This is a genomic window from Methanoculleus frigidifontis, assembly GCF_030464345.1.
Classification (GTDB): domain Archaea; phylum Halobacteriota; class Methanomicrobia; order Methanomicrobiales; family Methanoculleaceae; genus Methanoculleus_A; species Methanoculleus_A frigidifontis.
Genome location: NZ_VCYH01000003.1, coordinates 20,329 through 44,632, shown reverse-complemented (window position 1 = coordinate 44,632; position 24,304 = coordinate 20,329). Strand labels below are relative to the sequence as shown.

The window sequence follows — 24,304 nt, the reverse complement described above, 5'->3', positions numbered from 1 at the left end:
CGGCTATTTTCGTCCCGTCGCCTTGAAGAAGGTGTAGCAGAAGACGCCGTCCGGCCCGGAGGTGCGGTAGAAATCACGTATTCCCTGCTCCCAGTCATCCCGCCTCATCATGCCCCGCCGGACTGCCTCATCCCCGACACCCTCGACCATGGCGGTGAAGGTCAGTTTCGTGAACCCCTCCACGAGTTCCGGCCGGGACGCGTCCACGCAGACCATCCGGGGAGAGACCCGGACGTCCCGGCACCTGGCGGACGTGACGAGCGGGTAGAGCTCCCGCCCGATCAGGGCGTTGCCGCCCATCTCCCGCTGGAGGTCGACGAGGCATCCGATGGTTCGGCGGGCATACGCGCTGTCCGGGTGGAAGTACGCCGAGCCGTGGTCGCCCTCGATCACCGTGATCGTGCCGCCTTCCCGGAGCAGCGGGCGGAGGTGTTCGAGCACGAAGCAGAGAAAGATGTGGTCGAAGGTTCCCGGACGGTAGCGGAGGTCGAAGATGTCGCCGGCCGCGAAGGTGACGTTTGTGATGCCTTCTTCCCGTATGCGCTTCTCCGCCAGGGCAAGCGATGCCTCTGATAGGTCAACCGAGAGGAACTCCGCGTCCGGGCTGCTCTTCGCCAGGATGACCGTCTGGGCGCCGGTGCCGCAGCCTGCCTCGAGCACCCGTGAGCCCGCCGGATACCGGGTGTCGTGGTGGAGGAGCCCGGTCAGGGTCCGTGCCTGGTCGCTCAGCCGGTCCGCTTCCCGCTCCGAATAGCCGTGAACGTACTTCCTGCCGCTCATCGTATCTCTGCGGGATCTATAGCATGAGCGCGGTATTAAGCAGCGATGGTGACCCGAAGGCCCGGGAACAGATGCTCTACAATTATCACCTCTTCGATAAACCCATTCACTATGGGGAATCTCTTGAATATCCGGAGGGTACTCGTCGCGGTGGGTGCTCTGGTGGTGCTCTTCGTCATAGCCGCAGTGCTCCTTCTGGGCGCTACCGCAGCAGAGAGTGCCGAGTCGGTGTACAGCTACGAACTGAAACTCTCCACGTCGGGGCCCATCGACAACGCAGTCCTGCTGATTCCGCTTCCTTCCTACCCCGATCCGGCTTTTGGAACAAACGTGACTCCGGTCAATCTCTCCCGGGTCAGTTTCACCAACGTCGACAGACGCAATATATCGGTACGGATCGAGGACGTCGCCGGAGTGCCGATGCTGAATCTCTCGGCCGATCGCATAACTCCCGTCTATGAAAACCGCATCGTGCCGATCGCGATCATGCCGGGGCAGAACGAGTCGGAGCTTCCAAAACCGACCCATGTCTATTCCGACAGGTACTCGGATGAGACGCCGCTGCTCGTCGAGATGGAGCTGCGTATGTATGATGCCGGTGTCGGCCACGAGATAGATACCAGAATGCCGATAGATTCCGAGCCCCTGTTCATGCCCTACCGGGTCGTCGGCGATCTGAACGCCTCCGCCGGACGCATCGATGACACCTACGTGAGCGCCGGGTCGTCCGGGTACGTCGTCGAGGTGCCGTTTATTCTCTCATTCGACGCCGCCGACGACAACGTCCTCACCATCTCGACCGAATTTCAGGGGACAAACCAGTGGTGGGTCATGGGCTGGCAGTCGAACTCGTACCACGAGAGAGTGCGCCACGAGTTTTCCGGTGCGTGCAACGGCACCTACCCGGTGCGGGGCATCCTCGTGACCGGCGAGGGCGTCTACTGACCTGCCCGGGGCGGCGCAGGCCAGCCCCTCAGGCAGGCGCCGGCGCCGCTTCGACCTTTTTCCCGAGGAACTCCAGCAGCTCGCGGTTGACCCTTCCGGCGTGCGTCCAGAGGATCCCGTGCGGCCCGCCCTCGATCACCGCCAGCCGGCTCCCCGGAATCTGTTCATGGGTGCGCTTCCCCGACGCGGCGAAGGGCACGATCCGGTCAGCATCGCCGTGGACGATCAGGACCGGCACGTCGATACGCCCGAGATCGCCCCGGAAGTCGGTCGCCGCAAACGCCGTGACGCAGTTCAGCGTGCCGATGGGGGAAGCGCCGGCCGCAATATTCCAGCTGAGCCGGACGACCTCGTCGCTGGCGCCGTCGGCCCCGAGAACGTCGACGTTGTAAAAGTCGGAGAGAAATCCGGAGAGGAACATCGGCCGGTCGTCGACGATGCTCACCCTGATTGCGTCAAAGAGGGCGGCGTCCACGCCGTCCGGATTGTCGGGCGCCTTCTGCAGGAACGGCGGGACGGAGGATATGAAGACGACCCTCTCCGCACGCTCGCTTCCGTAGGTGCCCAGGTAGCGGGCCACCTCGCCGCCGCCCATCGAAAACCCTACCAGCGTGACGTTGCGCAGGTTGAGTTCCGTCACGAGTTTGTGCAGGTCTCCGGCCAGGGTATCGTAGTCGTAGCCGAAGGCCGGCCTGCCGGACTGGCCGAATCCCCTGCGGTCGTAGGTGACGACACGGTGGCCCGCATCCAGCAGAACCGGCACCTGCTTTTCCCAGGAGAGACCGGAGAGCGGCCACCCGTGGATCAGCACGACCGGTCTGCCCGTGCCGTGGTCTTCGTAGTAGAGAGAGATATCACCCGAGTTCTCTGTACCGATGTTTATGTGGGGCATAATGAATCACCTGTCTTCGCGGATCCCCGACACCCGCGAGACCATAGGCGTTTTGGTCATGGGATGGTGCATCCGGACAGAAGGAGTTCACGCGGCCGCGAGACCCCAGAGGTGCGGTGGCGGCGAACGCACCGTTACGGCTCCTCCCGGCGCGGCATCCGGGGTTGCGCGTGGGACGCCCTCTTCCTGCCCTGAAAGAAGGCCGAATTGGCACCCTTTTCCGATTGTAACGAAGGTTTCAGATACCGGATTCCGGCCCTGGAATTAAATGCCTTATCTCGCTCCGATTGCTGCAAAACGGCAGGATCGCGAGGCCATACCGGCGATATGCGGCGAGGTAATTTTTGAAGGGTGTCTCCTATGACTCGCCTCGAGATCGTCCGTCTGAGGGCATCTGTGAGGGTCGGAATGCGGCCGGATTCTACCCGGATTGCTGATATATAAGGGTTGCTTTACCGGAGCGGCGTGGATCGGCGGCCGCGATCCGGGGGCAACCTATAAGGCCGCTGCCGCAGGATCGCCCCGTATGTCACGGAACGGAGACGGAGAGGGGCGCCTCTCACCGGCAACGATGCTCGGTATCGCGCTGGCGCTCTACCTCCTCTGGACGCTTGCCACGTACCTGCTGGAGGGGAGAATACATCTCCTGATCAGTGGAGACCCCGCCGCCCGCCTGACCTATGCAGTCGTCGCCAACCTGCTGATCGGTACGGTGGCGGCTCTCGGCATCATGAACGTCTTCAGGCGACGGGGCGGCATCCCGCGGCAGTACTTCGGGTTCCAGCCGGCGGGGCGGACACTCGTCTCGATCGCCGGAGCGTTTGCCCTCGGCCTCCTGATCTTCGTTCTGCAGTCCCCGGTGACGCTCGACCCGGTGGTCGTGCTCAATGTCTTTGCACAGGTCTTCACCACCTCCACGGCAGAAGTCCTCGTCGTATACGCACTCGTCGGGGCGGCGGGGGCCTGGCTGACGCGATCGCTCGGCAGGATCCCGTCAATCATCGTGGGAATTGCGCTTGCATCGGTCCTATTCGGGGCATACCACATCGCACACAGTCAGCCCTTCAACACGCTTCCCTTGATCCTGCTGCTCACCCTTGTCGGGGTCGTCACCGGTGTATTCTACTTCCTGGTCAGGGAGATCTACGCGACGATCGTCTTCCACAACTTTTTAGCCCTCTTCGGCGTGGTGCAGAGTATCGATCCGGCGAACTTCCAGGCACCGAACGCTCTCCTGCTCGGCATGATGGTTGTCACCGTGGCGGTCCTTGTGGGCACGGAGCAGTATCTTCTTCGGAGGCAGCCGTGAACGCCGGGATCTTCGGGCACCTGCTGCCGCTTACCCATTCTGGCGGTGGGAAGTATGCAACCGGAACATGCAGAATATTCAGGCAGACGGCTATCTCCGCGTGCGGAGATCTGAAAGCGCCGCATGCTCCGAAAACTGACACGTGCATAATGCCCTACCGCTCCACCGGATTGCACAACCACCGTTCCGGAAAAATGCAAGATACATTTTAGTGTATCCGGCCTTTGGAAGATTTATAAACCTACATTTATAAAATATGAGATTTATTGCAGGATGGTACCACTCGATGAAATCGCCCTCCCTCCTCTCACCGGAACTTCTGTCTGCGTCGGCTGTACTTGATGCGCTCAGCGAAGGGGCGCTTCTCATCGATCAGAACAACCGGGTGCTCCTGGTCAACCGCACGCTCGAACGCCTCCTCGGCATCGATCGGGACGCCGTCTGCGGCAGCGATGCGGATCAGTTCGTGCGCCGGTATCTGGACGAGGCGTGCACGGAGCGGATCACACAGCAGGAGAGCACCGACACTGCCTGCACCATCCGCCCCGCATACGGCCGGGAGCAACAAGTCCTCATTACAACCAGCGTCATGCAGGACGAGCCGTTCCGGAGCATGCGGCTCGTCCGGTTCCGGGAGAGCCCGGGACAGAAGCGGGCAGATGAGGGCGTGCGGCAGAGCGAGACACTGCAGCGTTCCGTTGCTGCGAACTTCCCGGGCGCCATCTATGTCTTCGACCACGATCTCCTCTTCGTCGTTGCCGCAGGGCAGGCGCTCGGGCAGATCGGGTGGAGCCGGGAATCGCTCGAGGGGCGGAGGGTGCAGGACCTCGATGAGGAGACCGCCCGGATACTCGAACCCCGGTACCGCCGCGTGCTAGCCGGGGAGACGCTGGAGTTTGAGACACCCTACCATGGCCGCACCTTCCTCTCGCGGTATGTCCCCGTTACGAGTGACCGGGGGACGGTCGAGCTCGGCATGGTGATCGCGCTCGACATCACCGGCCGGAAGCAGGCGGAGGATGCCCTGCGGGAGAGCGGGGAACGGCTCCGGGCGGTCCTCGAAAACTCCCTGGACGCTGCCTACCGGCGCAACCTCGTGACCGATCGCTATGACTACATGAGCCCGGTCATCGAGCAGATCCTCGGGTTTACGCCGGAAGAGATGGGCGCGATGGATATCGACGAGGTGCTGAACCGGATCCATCCCGATGACCGGGCTCCTGCAGAGGAGGAGATTGCCCACGCGATCGCCGCCGGGCAGGGAACCCTGGAGTACCGGTTCAGAACGAAAGACGGGGAGTACCGCTGGCTTGCGGATCACTTCACCGTCACCCGGGACGCAGAAGGGCGGCCGCTCTTCCGGGGCGGCGTTGTTCGCGACATCACCAGGCGGAAACAGGTGGAAGAAACCCTGCGGGAGAGCCAGGAGCGTCTGGCACTGGCACTGGACGCTGCGCACCTTGCCCCGTGGACGATAGATCTGATCACGGGAACGGTTGCCCCCTCCGAAGCACTGGCGGAACTCTTCGGCGTCTCCGACCCGGGGGCGCTGCAGACACGTGCCGGATGGCGGGCCTGCGTGCTGGAGGAAGACCGCCCCCGGATCCAGCCGGCCATCGAAGAAGCCGTTGCGAGCGGCGGAGAATACCGGGTGGAGTTCCGGATCCGGCGCCCGGCCGACGGCGCCGTGCGCTGGATCGCCAGCCAGGGCCTGGTGAGCAGGGACAAACTCGGCCGGGCGCACCGCCTCATCGGCGTCGCCGCTGACGTCACTGAGAGCAAGTCCGCCGAGGAGGAGCGCGCCCGGCTCTACACCGATCTCGAGAACGCCCACCGGGAGGCGAACCTCTACCTCGACATCCTCACCCACGATATGGGGAACGCAACCAACGTCCCCGGCATATACGCCGACCTGCTGATCGAGGAGCTTGACGGGCCGGAGAAAGAGCATGCCCGGAGACTGAAGGCCGGCATCGACCGGAGCACCGAGATCCTCCGGAACGTCGCAACCATCAGAAAGATCTACGAAGGCCGTGCCCCCCTCGAACCGATCGACGTAGACCGGGCGATCCGGGCCGGCATCGCCCATCTGCAGCACATTCGGATCCATTGCCGGAACATACACCGGGAGGTCTGTGCAGACGCGCTCCTCCCCGAAGTCTTCGCAAACCTCATCGGCAACGCCGTCAAGTACGGCGGCCCGGACGTCCGGGTCACCGTCAGAGCCAGGGAGCAGAACGGCGAGGTACTGATCTCGGTCGAGGACACCGGCCCCGGCGTCCCGGATGAGGTGAAAGGGAAGCTCTTCACCCGGTTTGAGCGGGGCATGGCAAAGGGGAAGGGACAGGGGCTCGGGCTCTTCATCGTCCGGACGCTCGTCGAGCGCTACGGGGGCAGGGTATGGGTCGACGACCGGGTGCGAGGGCGGCCGGAGGCAGGGGCGGCGTTTCGGTTCACACTCCGAAAGGCCGCATAATGGAATCGCGATACGGCCGAAGACAATTTTCGGGATCCGTCCGTGCACAGCGAACCTCTCGCGCCTGCCCGGCTCAGCACACCTCCGTCTCCCGAAGAAGGCTGGCGGCACGCACGCGCACCTTCTCAGGAGCTATCGTTATTACCGACCGTACCGAAAGTATAGCCATTCTGCTTATGAGGAGTCCCTGATCCAGATGTCCACACCCCCGAGAACACCACGGAAGGGAACCGATCCCGCCGAAAGCGACGGGAAGACACAGGAGCTCTGGAGAGAGGACGATGCGCCGAACCACACCCTTCTGTCCACCGCAGAGGTCCTCAACAGTATCTCAGAGTGTCTCTTCGTCTTCGACGGCGGGTGGCGGTACACGTATGTCAACACCCGGGGGCTTGCCATGGCGAGGAGACGCGGTGAGGAGCTGATCGGCTCATCCCTGTGGGAGATCTTTCCGGAACTGACCGGCACCGACCTCGAACGGCGGTTCCGGCATGCGATGGATCACGGCGTCCCGGTGGTCTTCGAGTACCACTACGAGCCCTACGGAATCTGGGCGAGGTTTCGGCTATCCCCGATACCCGGCGGCCTCATGGTATTCGCGACCGATATAACCGGGCGCAAGCAAGCCGGAGAGGCATTGCGGGAAGCCAGGGAGAACCTCGAGAAGAGAGTCAGGGAGCGGACAGCCGATCTGGAGAGTGCCAACACGCAGCTCCAGGTCGAGATTGGAGAACGCAGGCGTTCGGAAGCAGCGCTCCGGGAGAGCGAAGCCAAGTACCGAACCCTGGTGGAGACCGCTCTCGATATGGTTCTCATTCACGACACGAAGAAGATACTCTACATCAATCCGGCCGGGGTGCACCTCCTTGGCGCATCCCACCCGGACGAGATCCTGGGCAGGCGGTTTCTCGAGATCGTCCATCCCGATTTCCGTGACCGTGTCCGAAAGAACGTTGCACAGGATCTTCTGGGCGACTCCTCGCCGACCACCCAGCTGCAGATCCTTCGGCTGGACGGGACTCCCTTCTGGGCGGAGGGGAAGGGCGTCATGACCCATATCGGCGGCAGCCCGGTGATTCAGGTGATTGTACGGGACATCACCGAGCGCAAACGAGCGGAGGAGGCGCTGCGCCAGAACCGGGAAGATCTCGATCGAGCCCAGGAAATCGGCCAGATCGGGAGCTGGCGGCTGGATGTCGACCGGAACGTGCTGACCTGGTCCGACGAGACATACCGGATCTTCGGGGTGCCTGCAGGAACGCCGTTGACCTACGAGACATTTCTGGCCTGCGTCCACCCCGATGACCGGAAGTACGTGGATGGCCGGTGGCGGGCAGGACTGGGCGGCGAGCCCTACGACATCGAGCACCGCATTGTGGTGGACGGAGAGGTGAAATGGGTGCGCGAGAAGGCGTATCTGGAGATCGACGATACCGGCCGGCTGCTCGGCGGGTTCGGGATAGCCCAGGATATCACCGAGCGCAAACAGGCAGAGGTGGCTTTCCGGCGTCACACCGAAGACCTCGCGCGGCTTCACCGGAAGCTGCAGGACGCGAACCGGGAGGCGAACCTCTACCTCGACATCCTCACCCACGATATGGGGAACACCGAGAATGTCTCAAACCTCTATGCCGATCTCTTGATCGACAGCCTGCAGGGAACGGGAGAGGACGCCGACTACGCGAAGAAACTGCAGCGCAGCGTCCAAAAGAGCATCGAGATCTTAAAGACCGTCACTACCATCCGCCGGATCCACCGGACGACCTCCGGACTCCGGCCGGTGGATCTCGATACGGTGATCCGGGACGTGATCGCGGACTTCCCGGGCAGCACCATTCTCTGTGACGGGGCGGACTCCTCTGTCATGGCAGACGACCTGCTCTCCCTGGTCTTCGACAACCTCGTCGGCAACGCCGTGAAGTTCGGCGGCTCCGGTGTCACGGTCACCGTCAGGGCTCAGGATCGGGACGGCGAGGTGCTGGTCTCGGTCGAGGACACCGGCCCCGGCGTACCGGACAATGAGAAGGACGAGATCTTCCACCGCTACGAGCAGAAGAAACGGGGCGTCGGCGAAGGGCTCGGGCTCTTCCTCGTGCAGATCCTGGTCGAGCGCTACGGGGGCCGTGTCTGGGTCGACGACCGGGTGCCGGGCCGCCCGGAGGCAGGGGCGGCATTCCGGTTTACGCTGCGGAAAGCCGCGTAAGACGGCCTCGGATGGGACACTCTCCAGTCTCCGGCCGCTGCAACCGATACACCGGGTGAACAGGAGCAGCTGCACGATCCTCAACCGCGAGCGTGCCCAGGCCTGAGCCGGCGATGGAGGCCGGCGGCGAGATCGAGCGGGACTGAAAGGCTCTCGCTTCTCCCCGTCCGGGGCGGCAAAACGGGATCGAACCGCCACGATCAGCCCGTCTTTCAAACCCCGGCATTCCGGAAAATGACCGATTCGCGCTGCCTGTTTCACATTTGCGGCTGCAAGAATGCGTTCCAAAAGATTCAGCGTGCTTTCCGGTTCACGTTTCCATATGGAACAGGTTTCATTCTTTATTGCCTTCTTTGCGGCGCTTTTTGCCATCGCAAACCCAATCGGCAACGTCCCGTTCTTTATTATGTATACCGCCGACCTCTCCTCCGGCCGCATCCACCATGCCGTCGCCATCCTCCTCGGTCCGGTCATCTTCGCAACGATTCTGCTCTGCATGTTCTTCGGCTCCTCGGTGGTTTCCTTTTTCGGGATCTCGCTCCCGGCATTCCAGATTGCCGGCGCCATCATCCTGATAACCATTGCCATGTCGATGATCAGCGGGACGCATACCGAACGTGTGCATGCCGCCACCTCATCCAGTAGCGACATTACACCCTGGAAAGCCGCCGAGGTCTTTGTCCCGACGGTCCTCGCCCCTCTCGTCATCCCGATCTACGTGGGGGCGGCGACGATCACCGCCTCGGTGCTCTACGGCCACCAGGCGATTGCCGATGGTCTTCTCGTAACCGCCATCGGCGTCGTCGCCATCGTCTGCCTGCTGATCGTCGTCTGCAACCTCGTTTCGGACGCACTCATGCGGGTGCTCGGGAAGCAGGGACTTGAGATCGTGGTCAGGGTGTTCGGAATCATTCTTCTCGGCATCGCGGTCCAGATGTTCGCAGAAGATGCCGGGGATATGGCGGCAACCTTCATCCAGACACATCTCTCCGGAGGAGCGGGGGCATAGCGGACCGCTCCCTCTCTTCTCCTTGAGGCATGCGCTTACCGGCTCTTCGCCATCTCGTTCGGGCCTGCGTTCGAAAAAACCGTTCAGAGATCTGCGCATTTTTCACTACTAACTATAACCCAAATTCAATATGCGAGGGGTGGGATTCGAACCCACGGACCCCTGCGGGAACGGATCTTAAGTCCGCCGCCTTTGGCCGGGCTTGGCTACCCTCGCTCAGAAAAGATCCAATATCTATTATCGATTGCACGTATTAAGTCCGACGCCCGGCACGACCGAGATCCGACGAGCCGGGCGATGCCCGGATTCCGGGAACCTCCGGCCCTGCGGATGCCGGGCGGCAACGGCTCTTCGGATCCGATAAAACTGTATACCGCCGGAGTGCAATCGCGCTCTGCGTGACGATGCCGCGGCGCATCCATACCACGCAGGAATGAACGGCATGCTATCAGGATCGCCACCCCCCGAAAGATCGCTTGAGAGACTGCAGGCCCTCTTCGACTACAACCCGGAGTTCCCGCTCGATAGTGAAGAGAGCGTCATCGAAGAGAGGGGCGGCATCGCCATCCATGACGTCCGCTACAACGCCGCCACCGGACGGACGTTCGGCGCCTACCTCGTTATGCCGCCGGGGGCAGGCCGCTTCGCAGGAATCATCTACGTCCACCCCGGACCCGGGAGCCGGGATACGTTCCTCGACGAAGCGGTGATGCTCGCCCGGCGAGGGGCAGTCTCCCTCCTCGTCGATGCCCCCTGGACCGAGAAAGCGGTCGCGACGTGGGGAAGAACGGTGACGAACCCGCAAAATGCCGTGCGGGAACATATTCTGACCGTGATAGGGCTGCGCCGCGGCATCGACCTCCTTGCGGCACGGCCGGAGGTGGACGCGGCCAGGCTCGGCTACGTGGGCCACAGTTTCGGGGCGCTCATCGGCGGAGTCCTCTCCGCGGTGGAGATGCGGGTGCGGGCCTACGTCCTGATGGCGGGAACCGGGAGTTTCACGGACGTCGCCGTCCTCAATCTGCCCGATCTCGCAGGAGAGGCGCTCGAGAGGTATCGCCGGACCCTGGCGCGGGACGAGTTTTTTCCGCGGGAGATATCCCGGGAGTTCTTTGAAGCGGCGAGCGAGCCGAAATCGATGCGGTGGTACGATGCGGGGCACTACTTAAGCGACGAAGCGCGGGAGGACCGGATGGCGTGGCTGAGCACGGAACTCTCCCTGCATTCGGAATGATGGATCAGCGCCGCCGGAGGGACCACACACCGACCGCAAGAATGCCGGCGACCGCGAGCATCCCGCCGACCGGCGCCGCCGGGGCGGGGGTGGCGGCCTGCATCGCCGCCAGGTCCTCGCGTGCGTCCTGCATGCCCGGCCAGGGAAGGCTGTACTCGGAGTCGAGCGCGAGCGAACGGTTCAGCGCTGCGGCAGCCCCCGTGGCGTTGCCGGCCGCACGGAGGACCGCTCCCCGGACGTGCCAGAGGTGGGCGCTCTCCGGAGCCAGGGCGAGCCCCCGGTCGACGGCCGACTCCGCGCCGGCAAGGTCGCCCATCCCGGCGAGCGCCATCGCCTTCACTCCCCAGGACGTGCTGTCCGCAGGGTCGAGGAGGAGCGCGGCTTCCGCATCGGCGAGCGCGGCAGAACAGTTCCCCGTCGCGAGGTAGGCGTAGCCGCGGTTCGCGTAGCGGACCGGCTTCGGGTCGAGAGCGATCGCCTCGCTCACGACGGCCACCGCCTCCGGGTAGCGCCCGAGTTTGCGCAGCGCGTAGCCCTGCATGCAGAGGAGGGAAGCGTTCTCCGGCTGTCCGCCAAGCCCCTCGGCAACCGCGGCAAGGACACCGTCCCAGTCCTCATCCGCAATGGCAGAAGCGGCAGCCGCGCCGGGGTCGGCCGCAGCGCTGCAGTTCCCGGGGATGAGGAGCAGGAAGATGAGAAGCGCGATCCAGGCCCGGGAACGGCCCGGAGGAGAGCGTGGCGAGGGGAGAGTGGCCATTGAAGGTACAAAGACCCTGCCGGCCGTTAAACATTGCGAATCGAAGCAGCGTTTTTACGCCAGCCCCCGCACCACCGCTGCCAGCCGGTGCATCCCTTCCGCGATCGCGTCTTCATCCGCCGCCGAGAAATTCAGCCGGACGGCGTCGTCGCCGCCGCCGTCCACGCAGAACGGCACCGCGGGGAGCACCGCCACGCCCTGCCGGACGCCCTCACGAAAGACATCCATCGCCGAGACGCCCGGCGGGAGGAAGGCCATCAGGAACATCCCGCCCTCGGGCGTCGTATGCGTCATCGAGTCCGGGAAGAGGTCATCGAGGAGATCGCAGATCAGACGGCAGTTCCTGCCGTAGCGCTCTGTGACCCGGCGGAGGTGATCGTCGAGGTCGTGGGCAATCAGGTAGCGGTGGAGGATCTTCTGGCAGAGGAAGTTCGAGTGGAGATCCGCCGCCTGTTTGACGACATTGAACTGCTCCAGGATCGGCGCCGGAGCGTAGACCCAGCCGATCCGCATGCCCGGTGCGACGACCTTCGAGAACGACCCCGAGAGGATCGTCTGCTCCGGGAGATACGACTTCACCGGCAGGCGGGGCTTTCCGTCGAAGAAGAGGTCGCCGAACGCATCGTCCTCATAGAAGAGCGTCCCGGTGCCGTCGAGGATATCGGCGATCGCCCGGCGCTTCTCCTGCGAATATGTCCGCCCCGACGGGTTCTGGGAGTTCGGAATCCCGTAGAAAAATTTCGGGTCGTGCTGCCGGACCAGCGCCTCGAAGAGATCGAGGTCGGGGCCGTCGTCCTCGAGGGGCACCGCACGGACGACCGGCTCGTAGAGGGAGAAGGCTTCTATCGCACCGAGATAGCCGGGGCGCTCCATCCCGACGCAGTCGCCGGGATCGAGGAAGATCTTCGCCACGAGGTCCAGGCACTGCTGCGAGCCGTTCACGATCTGGATCTCCGCGGGGTCCGCCGGAATGCCGAGCCGCCGCCGGTAGCGATCGGCGATGTACTCCCGAAGCGGGAGGTAGCCGTCGGTCGTCGAGTACTGAAGGGCGGCGCGTCCCTCCTCTTCGAGGACCGCCCGGGCGGCGTCTGCGATTCCCGCAACATCGATCATAGCGGCCGACGGCAGCCCGCCGGCAAACGAGATCACGCCCGGGGTTGCCGATACCCGGAAGAGCTCCTCGAGAAACGATTCCGGAACGCGGGACATCCGATCTGCAAACCGATACTCCATCCTGAAAACCTCGTACGGTAAACTATTCGTGCACAGGCAAAAAAGGGATTGCATCGGTATGCCGGCGACCTCTGCCCTACTGGAAGGCGATGTAGGCGAATATGGAGAGGAGGAACGCCAGCAGCAGGATGGTCAGGCTGAGCGGAGCGATGAACGCGAGCATCGCGTTGACGGTGCTCGCAAGCTGCGATACCCGCTGGGAGCCAAAGACGACGATCCGTTCGCAGCAGGCCGTGCTCGCCCCGGCTCTGGCCGGCGTGAGGTCATCTATCGCCCCGGTGACCGCCTCGAGCACATAGGGCAGGAACTCCTCCACCGGCACCGCATACCCGACCGGGTTCTTGCCGGAGATGGTGTTCACCGTGTGGGTATCGGTGGTCATCACCTCCGCTTCGTCCACGAGCTCGAGGACCGGTTCGAGGATCCGCTCGCGGATACCGGACGCAATATTGTTGCCGTCGATCAGGACATATGCCGTCCGCTGTCCGTCGACCTCGGTGACAAGCGCCTGAATACCGAGAGAGCCGAACCCCTGCTCCCGTGAATACGGAACGCGGATGTGAGCGACGCCGACCCGGAGGGGCTCGAAGGGCGCGACCCTGCATACCTCGATGCCCCGCTTTGCGGCGTAGTGGTACTCCGTGGCCGTCCGGGTCGCCGGCAGGACGGCCGTGCCCATCTGCGCCATACAGTTGTGCGCGTCGACAAACCCGGTGTGCGCAAAGTAGCGACGCCCTTCGGCCATGATCACCATCCCGATAGAGAAGTCGACGTCCTCGGTGATCTCCGGCGACCGGGTGCTGACCATCAGGAGCGAGTCGCCGAACCGCTGGCAGAGGACGTGCACCGTGCCGACACTGACCCGGCAGGAACGGCTCGCCATACCACTGTACCTGACATCGTCGCGGGACGCGCGGACCGCCCGGACGATCTTATCGATCTCGCTCTCGGAGACCAGATTGAAGTCATGGGTGGCGCACCCATGGGCGACCAGCACCTCTTCTTCGAAGGCGTCGTGCAGACCGCGGGGGAGATTGCCGCCGCCCACTTCGCCCATAGGCCCGGGGTGCACGTTCGGGACGGTGAAGATCACGTCCCGCGCACCTGTGCGCCGGAAGAAGAACGAGACCTCCGGCACGTAGACCTCATCACCTATCTCGCGGAAGAAGTCCTCCATGCTCTTCGAGCCGTCGGTCAGGTGGGCGATGAACGTATTGAGAAAGTTGAGGCCGCTGATCTGGAACGCACGTTTCAGCGGCCGCTCGATCAGCCATATGAGAAAGACAAAGCCCAGCCCGAAGAGCACCTGGAGGAGGAGGGCGTAGGGAACGAACGACAGCCCGAAGAAGTGGGCTCCCATAACAACGCCGCAGAGGCTCTGGGGAGATGCCGGCAGGAGCATGCGGCTGATCCGGTAGTCGGCGACCGCTACGAGCACCAGCAGCCGCAGGCCGAAGATCAGCCCGAGTGCCAGGGCATAGAGGATGGGGAGAAGGGTCTGGTCGATGAAGATGATCGGCGAGAAGCTGATGATCACCCCGAAGACCGTGCACGAGAGGGCGAGGAGCGCCGACCGGTTCCGGTACATCAACTTTCCGGAGATCTCGACGAGCGGCCCGGTGAGCAGGAATGCAGCGAGCGCCGGAACGGTGAACCCGAGGGTGCCGAAGAAGAAGAGTTCCGAGCCCGTCCGAAGGCTCGCTCCATCGATGAGGAGGCCGAGGACGACAAGGATACCAAGCGACTTCGACCACGACGGAGCGCTGAAGAGATAGCGGCTGAGCCGCTCCACCCGGACGTCGGGGCTCGACTCCATCAAGGCCTGCCTCCCGGGCACGGCGCCGGCATGCTCACCGCTGCACGCCATGCAGCCCGAGCCCCTGTGCCGCAGGAGAAGACCGTCGCCCGCACCATACTTTACCGATCCGTTGGTTCGAGAGTTCCAAAGTGTTTCCGGTATCGCGCCAGCATCCTCTCCCAGTCGGGGAGGTTCGTCTGCGTCCCCATCCGCTCGACGACGAACGACGAGACCACCGCTCCGACACGGCAGCAGTCGACGGGGTCATAGCCCCGCCGGTAGGCGGTCAGGAACCCGGCGCGGTAGCCGTCGCCCGCGCCCGTCGGGTCGACGGCGTCGACGGTGACGACCGGGATCTGGTGCTCGGCGCCCTCATGGTAGAGGACGCTGCCCTCCGCGCTCTTCGTCATGATCACCATCGGAACGGAGGCGACGATCGCGTCCTGCTCCGTCCCAAGCATCCTGCACATCTCCGCCATCTCATGGTGGTTTGAGAAGAGCATGTCGATATTCCCGAGGATGGATGCAAGCTGCTCGCTGCTGTAGCGGAGGAGATCCTGCCCGGGATCGAACGAGGCAAACGCAGCCTTTTCCGCCACCCGGACGTTGAAACCGGGATCTGCGGTCGCCATGTGGACGAAGTCGAGTGCGGGCGCTTCCATATCCGACCGGACGGCGGATGCACCCCACTCAAAGTACGTCACCTGGTCGCGATCCTCGTCAGTGAAGACGTACGCCGTCGGGGTGAAGGCGTCCTCGACGACCGTGAAGTCCTGGACGACCTCCAGGCTCCGCAGCCACCGGTCGTAGTCGCTGCCCGCAAAATCGCCGCCGACGGCGCTGATAAGGCTGCACTTCTCGCCGAGCAGGGCGATGCCGACGGCGATGTTGGCAGCCCCGCCGCCGAAGTAGACCTTGTGCTCGGTGATATAGGTAGAGGTGTGCCGTCCCGGGAGTGCCGGGACGCGAAAGAGGTGATCGATCGCAGTATGCCCCACGACCGAGATCACTGTTCGACCACCTCCTGCACCTTCAGCGGAACCTCCCGGAGCGCTTTTCCCACGACGGACTTTGCGATCCGGACGGCGTGCTCTTTCGACTCGGCACGGAAGACCTTGATCTGGAGCATGAGCCCGACAAGCGCCGTATTGGCAACGACGAGGGCGCTGTTGAGTTCACCCTCGCAGAAGGGGCAGGCGATCATCCCCGCCTCGATCTCGACAAACTTTGCAGCAGGGTTGAGCCGTTTTCCGGCTTCGCTGATGGCAATGCTCACGGCATCGTCCAGGGATTTGACGTCTTTAATAATCCACGCTGATTCAAGTGTAACCACATAGTCGGGCATACGTATGTCCCCCTGGCGTTTCCTACCAGATCTCTCTATGTACGTGTTCTTCGATCGGCATCCGTCCCGTGCGCACCTGCGGCGGCTGCCCCTTCCCGACCGCGAGGAGCGCGACCGGGCGGATATGCTGCGGGAGCTGGAGAACCTCCCGCACCTCGTCTTCGGTAAAAGCACCGGTCCAGCAGGAGCGAAGACCGTCTGCATGCGCTGCGAGCATCATATAGGTGCAGGCGATCGTGGCGTCCTGCACCGCGTAGATGATGCCCCGCTCGCCGTACTGCGACATCGACCGGATGTAGTTGGCGCAGACGACGAAGACGGCCGCCGCATCCCGGATATGGGGCTGCTCGAGTGCGGCGAGAGAGAGCTCAAGCCGGATATCCTCGTCCGTGACGACGACGACATCCCATGCCTCGCGGTTCCCGGCACTCGGCGCCGTCCGGGCGCAGGTGAGGATGTACTCGATCTGCTCCTCGCCGAGCGGCTCTGCCCGGTACTCCCGGACCGAACCGCGATTCCGCAGAAAGCGGAGAAATTCAGATGAGTTCATGCTCTTTGAGGACCTGCCAGGCCTCCTGCGCGCTGGTCGTCACCGCACTGACCGCCTGGCTGATCGTATTGGAGGCTGCGCCGAGGTCCATGCTCTCGACCATGCTGATCGCCTGGCCGAGATGATCGATCGCCCGCTTAAATTCCGTCCGGCTGGTCGAGCCGTACGCAAATTCCAGTTCAGAGCGGATGGATTCAAGAACCATAATCAGCATCCGTTTTCCGCCGGGTTTCTCGCTCCCCTTGAAATCCATGAGGGCGAGCGTCAGCTGCGAACCGACGATCAGTTCGGACTTGGCCCGTTCGGCAAACTGGTAACTCATAACGGCTGTTTTAGGATCCATACCACATACTGGAATTTATACTATAAAAGGTGTTTAGGGGGGAGAACAAAGGCGCCTTACCGCGATTTCTGCTTGGTGCCCAGAACAGAGACCTTCGACCGCTGCATGTTGCGGCGGACGCGCACATCGACTGTCGGGGCACCGCCACGGCCACGTCCGCCACGGCCGCCACGAGCACCGCCGCGGCCGCCACGGCCGCCACGGGCATCCTGGCTCTGCTGGCGGCTGAGCTTCGTTATGCACGACTGCGTCTTGTACCGCTGGTTCGGGCCCGGTTTCTTCACTTCGCCTTCACGTGCAGGGACGAGCCGGATCTGTCCCTTGACGCCCTTAACCTGCGCCCAGACTGTGGTTCCTGTTTTACCCATAAATACAAACTCCTTACCATCTATGCGCAAACAGCCAGATAAAGGTAGCGGCGGGTGTGGAACGGTCAGGAAGCCCGCCGTTCCAGTTCCCGTTTCAGCGCCTGCGCGACCAGCTTGCCGTCGACGCTGCCGCGAACCTCCTTCATGACGACACCCATCAGCGGACCGAGCGCTCCCATCCCCCGCTCCCTGACGAACTCCTCGCGCTCTTCGACCACGTTTCGAACGACCGCTTCGAGATCGGCGGCAGAGATGGCGGGTGCGACCGCCTCAATTGCGGCGGCGACCCGCTCTTCCGGCGTCTGCCGCGCCCGCTCCCCTGCCGTGCGGGCGAGCTCGATCAGGACGTCGGGGATCGCCTCTTTCGCCGCGCTTCCCGCCTCCACCGCCTGCAGCAGTCCGATGACCTCGTCATCCGTAACGGCGGCGACGCCGACGCCGTCGCGGGCGAGCTCGCGGATCGTCCCGAGCAGCGTCCGGGCAGCGAGCACCGGGCGGACACCCTCGGCAACGGCGCGCTCAAAGAGCAAAAGCCGCTCGGAGAAGGCCATCTGCCGCGCCAGCGCCTCGTCGAGACCGAGGTCGCGGTGGAACCGCTCCGCGCGGTCGGTGAGGAGTTCCGGCGTCTCGATGCTCTCCCAGAGACCGGCGCCGATGCTGACCGGGAAGACGTCGGTCTCCGGGTACATCCTGGCCGCGCCGGGGAGAGGGCGCATATAGGCGGTGCTTCCGCCCTCCAGCATCCGGCGGGTCTCCTCCGGGACGCCGTCGAGCGCCATCGTGGCGCGGATAATGACCTGCTCGGCGGCGCAGCCGGCACGCTGCCTGCTTGCGGCCACGAGGACGACCGCATCCTGCTCGCCGATGCCGAGGTGCTCACGGAGACGGGCGACCTCTTCAGCCGTCACCCCGTAGGCAGGGAGCTCGTCGGTGTGGAAGATCCCGCCGACGCCGCATTTCTTGGCGTAGTCGGCCATCTCGCTGCCGAGCCTGCGGCCCGGCTGGATCTCACGGCCGATGAGTCCGGCAAAGCCCGGCAGGCAGACCGCCAGGATGTTCTTCGCCTTTTTGAGGATCGCAGACTGCGTCTCTGCAAAGAGATCGGTCACGTCCGTGACCGCCGGGTCGACCGATGCTCCGCGGGCGCGGAGCTCGTCCCTGATCCCGAGGAGCCCGACCTGCCGCTGCACCTCGCGCCGGACAACCTCGGCGATCAGGTCGAGTTCCTGCACGCCCTTGATCTCCACGCGGGCGCCGTCCCGGATAGAGACGTTGACGTCCTGCCGGATCGTCCCGAGGCCGCGCTTGACCTTCCCGGTGGAGCGCAGCACCATGCCGATCTGCCGGGCGACCGCCTGGACGTCCCCGGGGGTGTGCATGCAGGGTGCCGTCGTGATCTCGACGAGCGGGATGCCGAGCCGGTCGAGCGAGAAGGTCTCGTCCTCGACCCGCTGAGCCGCCTCCTCCTCGAGGCAGATCGTCTCGACCCTGCAGTCGCCGGGGAGCGTTCCGTTCAGCGCCACGAGCGCCGTCCGCTGGAAACCGCTGGTGTTCGAGCCGTCGATGACCAGCTTGCGCATCGTGTGCACCTGCTCGATCGGCGTCATCGCGAGCATCTTCGCGATCGTGAGGCAGACGCTGAGCGCCTCGGGGTTCAGGGGCGCCGGCGGCTCCTCGTCGTGCTCCACGAGGCAGACCGTGTCGTAGGTGTAGTAGCGGAACCTGCGGACGAGCCGCATCTCCTCCTGCGCCGCCCGGTCGATCTCCCCGAGTTCGCTCTCCGTCGCCCGCAGGTAGCGGGAGAACTCATCCGTGTGCTCCGCAGTATCCCGGAGAGCCGTCGGGCACCGGCAGAAGAGTTTCTCGGCAGTGTCGAGCTGCTGGTGGATCTCGATACCGGCCTTCAGACCGATCTCTGCGTAATCGTACTCCATCACCGCGACCCCCTGCGGATCTCGCCACGGAGATTCTCCTGCATCAGCGCACGGACTGTTCCCGGGTCGTCCTCGCGGGCGAGCACCCACATCAGCTTGACGAGCGCCGCCTCGGGGAGCATGTCCTCGCCCTCGATGACGCCGATGCCGAGAAGATCGCGCCCGGTGTCGTAGACCCGGTCGCAGACCCGGCCGTGGAGGCACTGGGAGGTCATCACCACGGTCGTCCCGCCGGCGATGAGCTCGGAGAGCCGCGGGATCCACTCGGTCCGGACATGCCCGAGCCCGGTGCCGGAGAGGACGAGCCCGGCGTAGCCCTCAAAGGTGTCCAGGATCTCGGGCGGCATCCCGGGAACGAAGTGGAGAAGCCCGCAGCGCTCCTCGAGGTCGTCGGCAAGCTCGAGGTCGTGTGTCCCCCGCCGGACGGCCTCGCCGGAGAGCGAGACCTCGAGCGAGGGGTAGTCGACGTAGCCGATCGGCGGCATCCCGATGCTCGCAAAGGCGTCCCGCCGGGAGGTGTGCATCTTCCGGACCTTCGTCGCCCGGTGGACGGCGCAGCGGTCGTCACTCGTAGTGTCGTGCATCACCACGGCGACCTCGCCGAGATCGCCGGTCGCGACCGCAGCGCTGCAGAGGGCGTTCATCGCGTTGTCGCTGCTCGGACGGTCGGCGGAGCGCTGCGACCCGACAAAGACGATCGGCACCGGGCTTTTGACCATGAAACTCACGGCCGCCGCCGAGTAGGCCATCGTATCGGTGCCGTGGGTGACGATGACGCCGGAAGCCCCGCTCTCGATCTCGGCGTGGATGCTCCGGGCAAGCTCCTGCCAGATCGAGGGGCGCATATTCTCGGAGAGGATGCTTGCAAGCTGCCGCGAGCGGTAGCGGGCGATGTCGCCGAGCTCCGGGATCGCCCGGAGAATGTCGCTCGCCGAGAACTGGCTCGTCACCGCCCCGGTCCGGTAGTCCACCCTGCTTGCGATCGTCCCGCCGGTCGAAATGATGGCGAGCTCGGGGAGCTCCGGGTTCTGGACGACCACCGGCGTTGCCGCAGGCTGCGGGGCGGGGCGCTCCAGGAGGTGCACCGCTCCCGGGGAGACGCCGATGTTGTAGCCGGTGTCGAGCTTGACGACGGCCATTCCGTCGCGATCGGTGATGTATGTGCCGGTCATGGATACGCCGCCGTGCGTGCAGCGAACCCGGTCTCCGGACTCCAGTGCTTCTGTTATTGTATCAGCCTCCGTGCTTCATGTATCAGGTCTTCTATTGCATCCGTTACCGCGGCCTCTGTGCCGTCGAGCCATGCGGTGTCGGCGGCGAGCGCCTCAAGCCGATCGGCGATCGCTGCGGCCGTCGCAGCGGGAGCGGGGCCGCCCGGTGCGACTCTGACGGAAACGCCGTGCCGGACGTCCAGCACCTCGCCGAGCCGCTGCTCGGTGAGACCCCGGGCGGTGAGCGAGATGCCTGCGGCGTCCGCAGCGGCAGCCTCCAGCGTGGCCAGATCGAGCGAACCGTGCCGGACGGCCCGGCCGACGACGCGGTGCGCCGTCCGGAAGGGGAGATCGAACTCGCGGACCAGGACGTCCGCAAGCTCGGTCGCGGTGGAAAAGCCCTTGCCGGCCTCGCTCTGCATTCGATCGGTGTTGAAGGACGCAGATTGGATCATCCCGGCGAGGAGCGGCAGGCTCTGCCGGGCAGCCTCAACCCCCCGCCAGAGGTGGGGCGTCAGCTCCTGCAGGTCGCGATTGTAACTCATCGGGAGCCCCTTGACGATCGTCAGGGCGGCGACGAGCTCGCCGGCAACCGACCCGGCCTTCGCCCGCATGATCTCGGCGGTGTCCGGGTTCTTCTTCTGCGGCATGATGGAACTTGACGAACAGTAGGGATCGTCGAGCTGCAGGAAGCCGGCGAACGTCGTGCTCCAGAGGATCAGCTCCTCGCAGAACCGGCTCGCCGTCGTCATGCAGAGAGCAGCGTCGCTGATCGCCTCGAGCGCAAAGTCCCGTGCCGAGACCGCATCCATCGTGTTTGCGGCGATGCCGGCAAACCCGAGCAGGCGTGCCGTATACTCCCGGTCGATCGGAAAACCGGTCGATGCGAAGGCTGCCGAACCGAGCGGGGAGAGGTTCACCCGCTCGTAGGTGCTCCGGAGCCGGGCCGAGTCCCGGGCGAAGGCCTGCTCGTAGGCGAGCAGGTGGTGCGCCAGCGTTGTGGGCTGGGCGTACTGCAGGTGCGTGAACCCGGGCATGATCGTCTCCGTGTGGCGAGCGGCCGCATCGAGGAGAACCTGCCGCAGGCCGCAGATCTCGTGCATCATGCCGAGCATCTCGCTTCGGAGCCGGATCCTGATACACGTCGCCACCTCGTCGTTGCGCGAACGCCCCATGTGCAGGCGCCCGCCGAACTCCTCGCCCACCCGCTCGATGAGATACGCCTCCTTCCCGGCGTGGATGTCCTCGAACCGCTCGTTAAAAGCGCTCTCGGGGAGGCCGGTGTCGTGGAGGTCGAGGAGCCCGGCCATCAGCGCCCGGGCAGGCTCTTCCCCGATGATGCCCTGGCGGCGGAGCATCAGGAGATGCGCCATATCCACCAGGAGATCGGCCTCAGCGATCCAGCGATCCGCGTCCATGGACGCGAGAAAGTGCAGAATCGCCTCCGAACGGTCTCCGGCGAGTCTCCCCTGCCGAATCTGATCCTTCTGCATGCTATCAACAGTCCTTCTTATCGGTTCGCTCCGAAGACTGATTAAGGGCACGCCCGTCCCGGCAAATCCCGCCGGAGAGAGGAACGGAGAGTGGGGGACGCCCGGGAGAATCGGGAAACCCGGCCAAAAGGCATCCGGGGATACGAAGACCGATGCGGATCGACATACCTCGCGTCATGCTCCCGGCAGAGTTCTTCTGTTCCGCTGCTCCGTGCCCGTTGCACTGCCACGCAAGCGCACCGTTCACCGATGCCGCACACCGTATGCGGAGGAGAGGCATCAGGAACCTGCCGAGAGGGAGCTTTCGAGCTGACCCTCCCTGCGGCCGGAGGATGGCGCCGGCGGATACCCGTGCCGACGACCCGCGGGCCGTCTGCTGCAGGCGATAGAAACCACTCCCATAGTATACAAATTTCAGGAAAAAAGAGCCCATAATATAACATTCATCGCGATTATCAGCAATACTTTATCGTATCCTGCTGCAAATGAGTACTCCGTACAAATCTACTGGAAGAGAGGTACACTCGTATGAGACGGATCATTTCACTTTGTATGGCCGCAGTCGTTGTCGTCGCACTCGTGCTCGCCAGCGGATGCACCGGCACCGGCGGAGATACGCAGCAGGTCACGACCCTTCGGATCGGCTATCAGCCGAGCACCCACCAGATCGCTGAGATGACGGCGATGGAGAAGGGATGGTGGCAGGAGGACCTGGCATCCTACGGCGTCACCACCGTAACCGACACCGAGTTCCCCACCGGTGCGCCCGAAATGCAGGCGATGATCGCCGACCAGATTGATATCGCCTACGTCGGCGCCGCACCGGCGATCGTCGCGATGGCCAACAGCGGCCTTGATGCAAAGATCGTCGCCGCGGTGCAGACCCAGGGCTCGAACCTCGTGCTCCAGCCCGAGATCGCGTACGCGGGGCCCGCAGACCTCAAGGGCCTGAAGATAGCGACCTTCCCGCCCGGTACCATCCAGGACACGCTCCTCAAGAACTGGCTGCTTGAGAACAACCTCACCCCGGATGTGGACGTCACCATCGTCGCCATGGGGCCCGGCGACGCAATGACCGCGATCGCCGCCGATCAGGTCGACGGCGTCTTCCTCCCGCACCCGGCACCCGCGATCATCGAGAGCAACAATAACGGCCGATCGGTCGTTGCCTCCGGTGAGATGCAGCCGAACCACGCCTGCTGCGTGCTGCTCGTCAGCGGCAAGCTGATCCGCGAGCAGCCCGACCTCGTCACAGAGATCGTGAAGACTCACGTACGGGCGACCGACTACAGCCTCGCAAACAAGGACGAAGCAGCCACGACCTATGCTGCCAAGACCGGTCAGGACGTCGCTATCGTCAAGAAGTCCTTCGCGGAGTGGGACGGCACCTGGGTGTACGACCCGAACCTCATCACCGATTCCGTAGTGAGCTACACCCAGATCCAGTACGACCTTGGCTACGTCAACAAGCCCCTCACGAAAGACGAGATCTTCGACCTCTCGTTCTACGAGAAAGCCACGGCATGAACGGGATCTTTTCGATCCTTTTTTTCAAAACATTCTTTTGTGCACATATCAACGAAATAGTGGAAGATCCATACGAGCACCCGTTCATCAAGCAACCGGAATAATCCCATGAACATCAGACTGCATTCCAGGATCAGGCGGGAACTCCTGACAGCACTATCCGTTGCCGCAGCCATCGTACTCTGGCAGGTCGTGGCGGAGTTCATCGTCGACAACCGGATCATTCTCCCGAGTTTTACCGACGTCGTCGCCGCGTTCCTCTCGCCGGCCGTAATGAACTCGCTCCTGATCGACCTTGGAACAAGCCTGCTGCACTTCGGCGTCGGCCTCGGGGCGGCGCTCCTGATCGGCATCCCGCTCGGGGTCGGCATGGGATGGTTCCGGACGCTGGATTCCCTGGCCGATCCGATCATCGAAGTTCTGCGTCCCATACCCCCGCTCGCCTGGATCCCGTTCGCCATCATCTGGTTCGGCCTCACGACCCAGGCGGCGGGCTTCGTCATCTTCGTCGGCGCATTCTTCCCGATTCTGACCGGGGCCTACACCGGGCTGCGCGGCGTCCCGAAGACCTTCGTAGAGGCGGGCAAGGTGCTCGGGTGCGACACGAACCTCGAACTGATCCGCCACATCGCCCTCCCGGCAGCCCTCCCCGCGATCGCATCCGGGATCCGCGTTGCCATGGGTGTCGGGTGGATGTGCCTCGTCGCCGCCGAGATCTTCGGGGTGAGCCGCTACGGCATCGGCCATAAGCTCTGGGTCTCCTACTCGCTCCAGAACATGCCGAACGTCGTCGTCTACATGCTCATCCTCGGCTTCCTCGGCCTCGTCATCGACCGTCTCTTCCGTGCATACACCGACAGCCGGCTCCTCCGCTGGCGGACCGGGGAGGTGGTGTAG

21 protein-coding genes and 1 tRNA gene are annotated in these 24,304 nt (G+C 64.0%); 8 read left to right on the top strand and 14 right to left on the bottom strand.

Annotated elements, in window-relative coordinates; translation table 11 throughout:
- Positions 1-3: 3 nt before the first annotated feature.
- Complete coding sequence (locus FGU65_RS05065; RefSeq protein ID WP_301663339.1) at positions 4-780, bottom strand: class I SAM-dependent methyltransferase; 777 nt, start codon at positions 778-780, stop codon at positions 4-6.
- A gap of 111 nt (positions 781-891) precedes the next feature.
- On the opposite strand from FGU65_RS05065, the gene FGU65_RS05060 reads away from it, so the two are divergent.
- Positions 892-1,725, top strand: a complete 834-nt coding sequence (locus FGU65_RS05060) for a hypothetical protein (protein ID WP_301663338.1) — start codon at positions 892-894, stop codon at positions 1,723-1,725.
- 28 nt (positions 1,726-1,753) lie between these two features.
- On the opposite strand, the gene FGU65_RS05055 is transcribed toward FGU65_RS05060, so the two are convergent.
- Positions 1,754-2,617, bottom strand: coding sequence for an alpha/beta fold hydrolase (locus FGU65_RS05055; protein ID WP_301663337.1), 864 nt, complete (start codon positions 2,615-2,617; stop codon positions 1,754-1,756).
- Positions 2,618-3,143: 526 nt separating this feature from the next.
- Between FGU65_RS05055 and FGU65_RS05050 the strand changes: the two genes are divergently transcribed.
- The 4 genes from FGU65_RS05050 (at position 3,144) to FGU65_RS05035 (ending at position 9,614) form a co-directional block, all read left to right on the top strand.
- The gene (locus tag FGU65_RS05050) at positions 3,144-3,926 is read left to right on the top strand and encodes a CPBP family glutamic-type intramembrane protease (protein ID WP_301663336.1); all 783 of its coding nucleotides are present in this window, start codon (positions 3,144-3,146) and stop codon (positions 3,924-3,926) included.
- 256 nt (positions 3,927-4,182) lie between these two features.
- Positions 4,183-6,402: a sensor histidine kinase gene (locus FGU65_RS05045; RefSeq protein WP_301663335.1), complete on the top strand. Its 2,220-nt coding sequence runs from the start codon at positions 4,183-4,185 to the stop codon at positions 6,400-6,402.
- A 196-nt stretch (positions 6,403-6,598) separates the two neighbouring features.
- Positions 6,599-8,605 (top strand): sensor histidine kinase, encoded by a 2,007-nt coding sequence (locus FGU65_RS05040; protein ID WP_301663334.1) that lies wholly within the window; start codon positions 6,599-6,601, stop codon positions 8,603-8,605.
- A gap of 322 nt (positions 8,606-8,927) precedes the next feature.
- The gene (locus tag FGU65_RS05035) at positions 8,928-9,614 is read left to right on the top strand and encodes a MarC family protein (protein ID WP_301663333.1); all 687 of its coding nucleotides are present in this window, start codon (positions 8,928-8,930) and stop codon (positions 9,612-9,614) included.
- Between the two features lie 131 nt (positions 9,615-9,745).
- Here FGU65_RS05035 and FGU65_RS05030 read toward each other — a convergent pair.
- Positions 9,746-9,830: transfer RNA gene (locus tag FGU65_RS05030), tRNA-Leu, on the bottom strand.
- A gap of 217 nt (positions 9,831-10,047) precedes the next feature.
- On the opposite strand from FGU65_RS05030, the gene FGU65_RS05025 reads away from it, so the two are divergent.
- A complete protein-coding gene (locus FGU65_RS05025; RefSeq protein ID WP_301663332.1) occupies positions 10,048-10,848 on the top strand; it encodes a dienelactone hydrolase family protein in 801 nt (266 codons plus the stop codon).
- A 4-nt stretch (positions 10,849-10,852) separates the two neighbouring features.
- On the opposite strand, the gene FGU65_RS05020 is transcribed toward FGU65_RS05025, so the two are convergent.
- From FGU65_RS05020 to argH, 11 genes are all read right to left on the bottom strand, one after another.
- A complete protein-coding gene (locus FGU65_RS05020; RefSeq protein ID WP_301663331.1) occupies positions 10,853-11,605 on the bottom strand; it encodes a tetratricopeptide repeat protein in 753 nt (250 codons plus the stop codon).
- Positions 11,606-11,659: 54 nt separating this feature from the next.
- A complete protein-coding gene (locus FGU65_RS05015) occupies positions 11,660-12,838 on the bottom strand; it encodes an aminotransferase-like domain-containing protein (protein ID WP_301663330.1) in 1,179 nt (392 codons plus the stop codon).
- Between the two features lie 76 nt (positions 12,839-12,914).
- Complete coding sequence (locus FGU65_RS05010) at positions 12,915-14,654, bottom strand: DUF2070 family protein (protein WP_301663621.1); 1,740 nt, start codon at positions 14,652-14,654, stop codon at positions 12,915-12,917.
- A 101-nt stretch (positions 14,655-14,755) separates the two neighbouring features.
- Positions 14,756-15,646 (bottom strand): carbohydrate kinase family protein, encoded by an 891-nt coding sequence (locus FGU65_RS05005; protein WP_301663329.1) that lies wholly within the window; start codon positions 15,644-15,646, stop codon positions 14,756-14,758.
- A complete protein-coding gene (locus FGU65_RS05000) occupies positions 15,643-15,981 on the bottom strand; it encodes a DUF555 domain-containing protein (RefSeq protein WP_301663328.1) in 339 nt (112 codons plus the stop codon). Before FGU65_RS05000 ends, FGU65_RS05005 begins: the two co-directional genes overlap by 4 nt.
- A gap of 22 nt (positions 15,982-16,003) precedes the next feature.
- Entirely contained in the window at positions 16,004-16,531 is a 528-nt protein-coding gene (locus FGU65_RS04995; RefSeq protein WP_301663327.1) for a nitroreductase family protein, read from the bottom strand.
- Positions 16,518-16,874: a hypothetical protein gene (locus tag FGU65_RS04990; protein WP_301663326.1), complete on the bottom strand. Its 357-nt coding sequence runs from the start codon at positions 16,872-16,874 to the stop codon at positions 16,518-16,520. The genes FGU65_RS04995 and FGU65_RS04990 overlap by 14 nt, the downstream gene beginning before the upstream one ends.
- Before the next feature lie 56 nt (positions 16,875-16,930).
- On the bottom strand, positions 16,931-17,242 hold the full coding sequence (locus FGU65_RS04985) for a DUF5350 domain-containing protein (RefSeq protein WP_301663325.1): 312 nt from the start codon (positions 17,240-17,242) through the stop codon (positions 16,931-16,933).
- Positions 17,243-17,307: 65 nt separating this feature from the next.
- A complete protein-coding gene (gene gatE / locus FGU65_RS04980; protein WP_301663324.1) occupies positions 17,308-19,176 on the bottom strand; it encodes a Glu-tRNA(Gln) amidotransferase subunit GatE in 1,869 nt (622 codons plus the stop codon).
- Positions 19,176-20,348: a Glu-tRNA(Gln) amidotransferase subunit GatD gene (gene gatD / locus FGU65_RS04975; protein ID WP_437344436.1), complete on the bottom strand. Its 1,173-nt coding sequence runs from the start codon at positions 20,346-20,348 to the stop codon at positions 19,176-19,178. The genes gatE and gatD overlap by 1 nt, the downstream gene beginning before the upstream one ends.
- A gap of 53 nt (positions 20,349-20,401) precedes the next feature.
- Positions 20,402-21,880, bottom strand: a complete 1,479-nt coding sequence (gene argH / locus FGU65_RS04970) for an argininosuccinate lyase (RefSeq protein ID WP_301663323.1) — start codon at positions 21,878-21,880, stop codon at positions 20,402-20,404.
- A gap of 528 nt (positions 21,881-22,408) precedes the next feature.
- Between argH and FGU65_RS04965 the strand changes: the two genes are divergently transcribed.
- Both FGU65_RS04965 and FGU65_RS04960 read left to right on the top strand, forming a co-directional pair.
- Positions 22,409-23,407, top strand: coding sequence for an ABC transporter substrate-binding protein (locus FGU65_RS04965; protein WP_301663322.1), 999 nt, complete (start codon positions 22,409-22,411; stop codon positions 23,405-23,407).
- 108 nt (positions 23,408-23,515) lie between these two features.
- Positions 23,516-24,304, top strand: coding sequence for an ABC transporter permease (locus FGU65_RS04960; protein WP_301663321.1), 789 nt, complete (start codon positions 23,516-23,518; stop codon positions 24,302-24,304).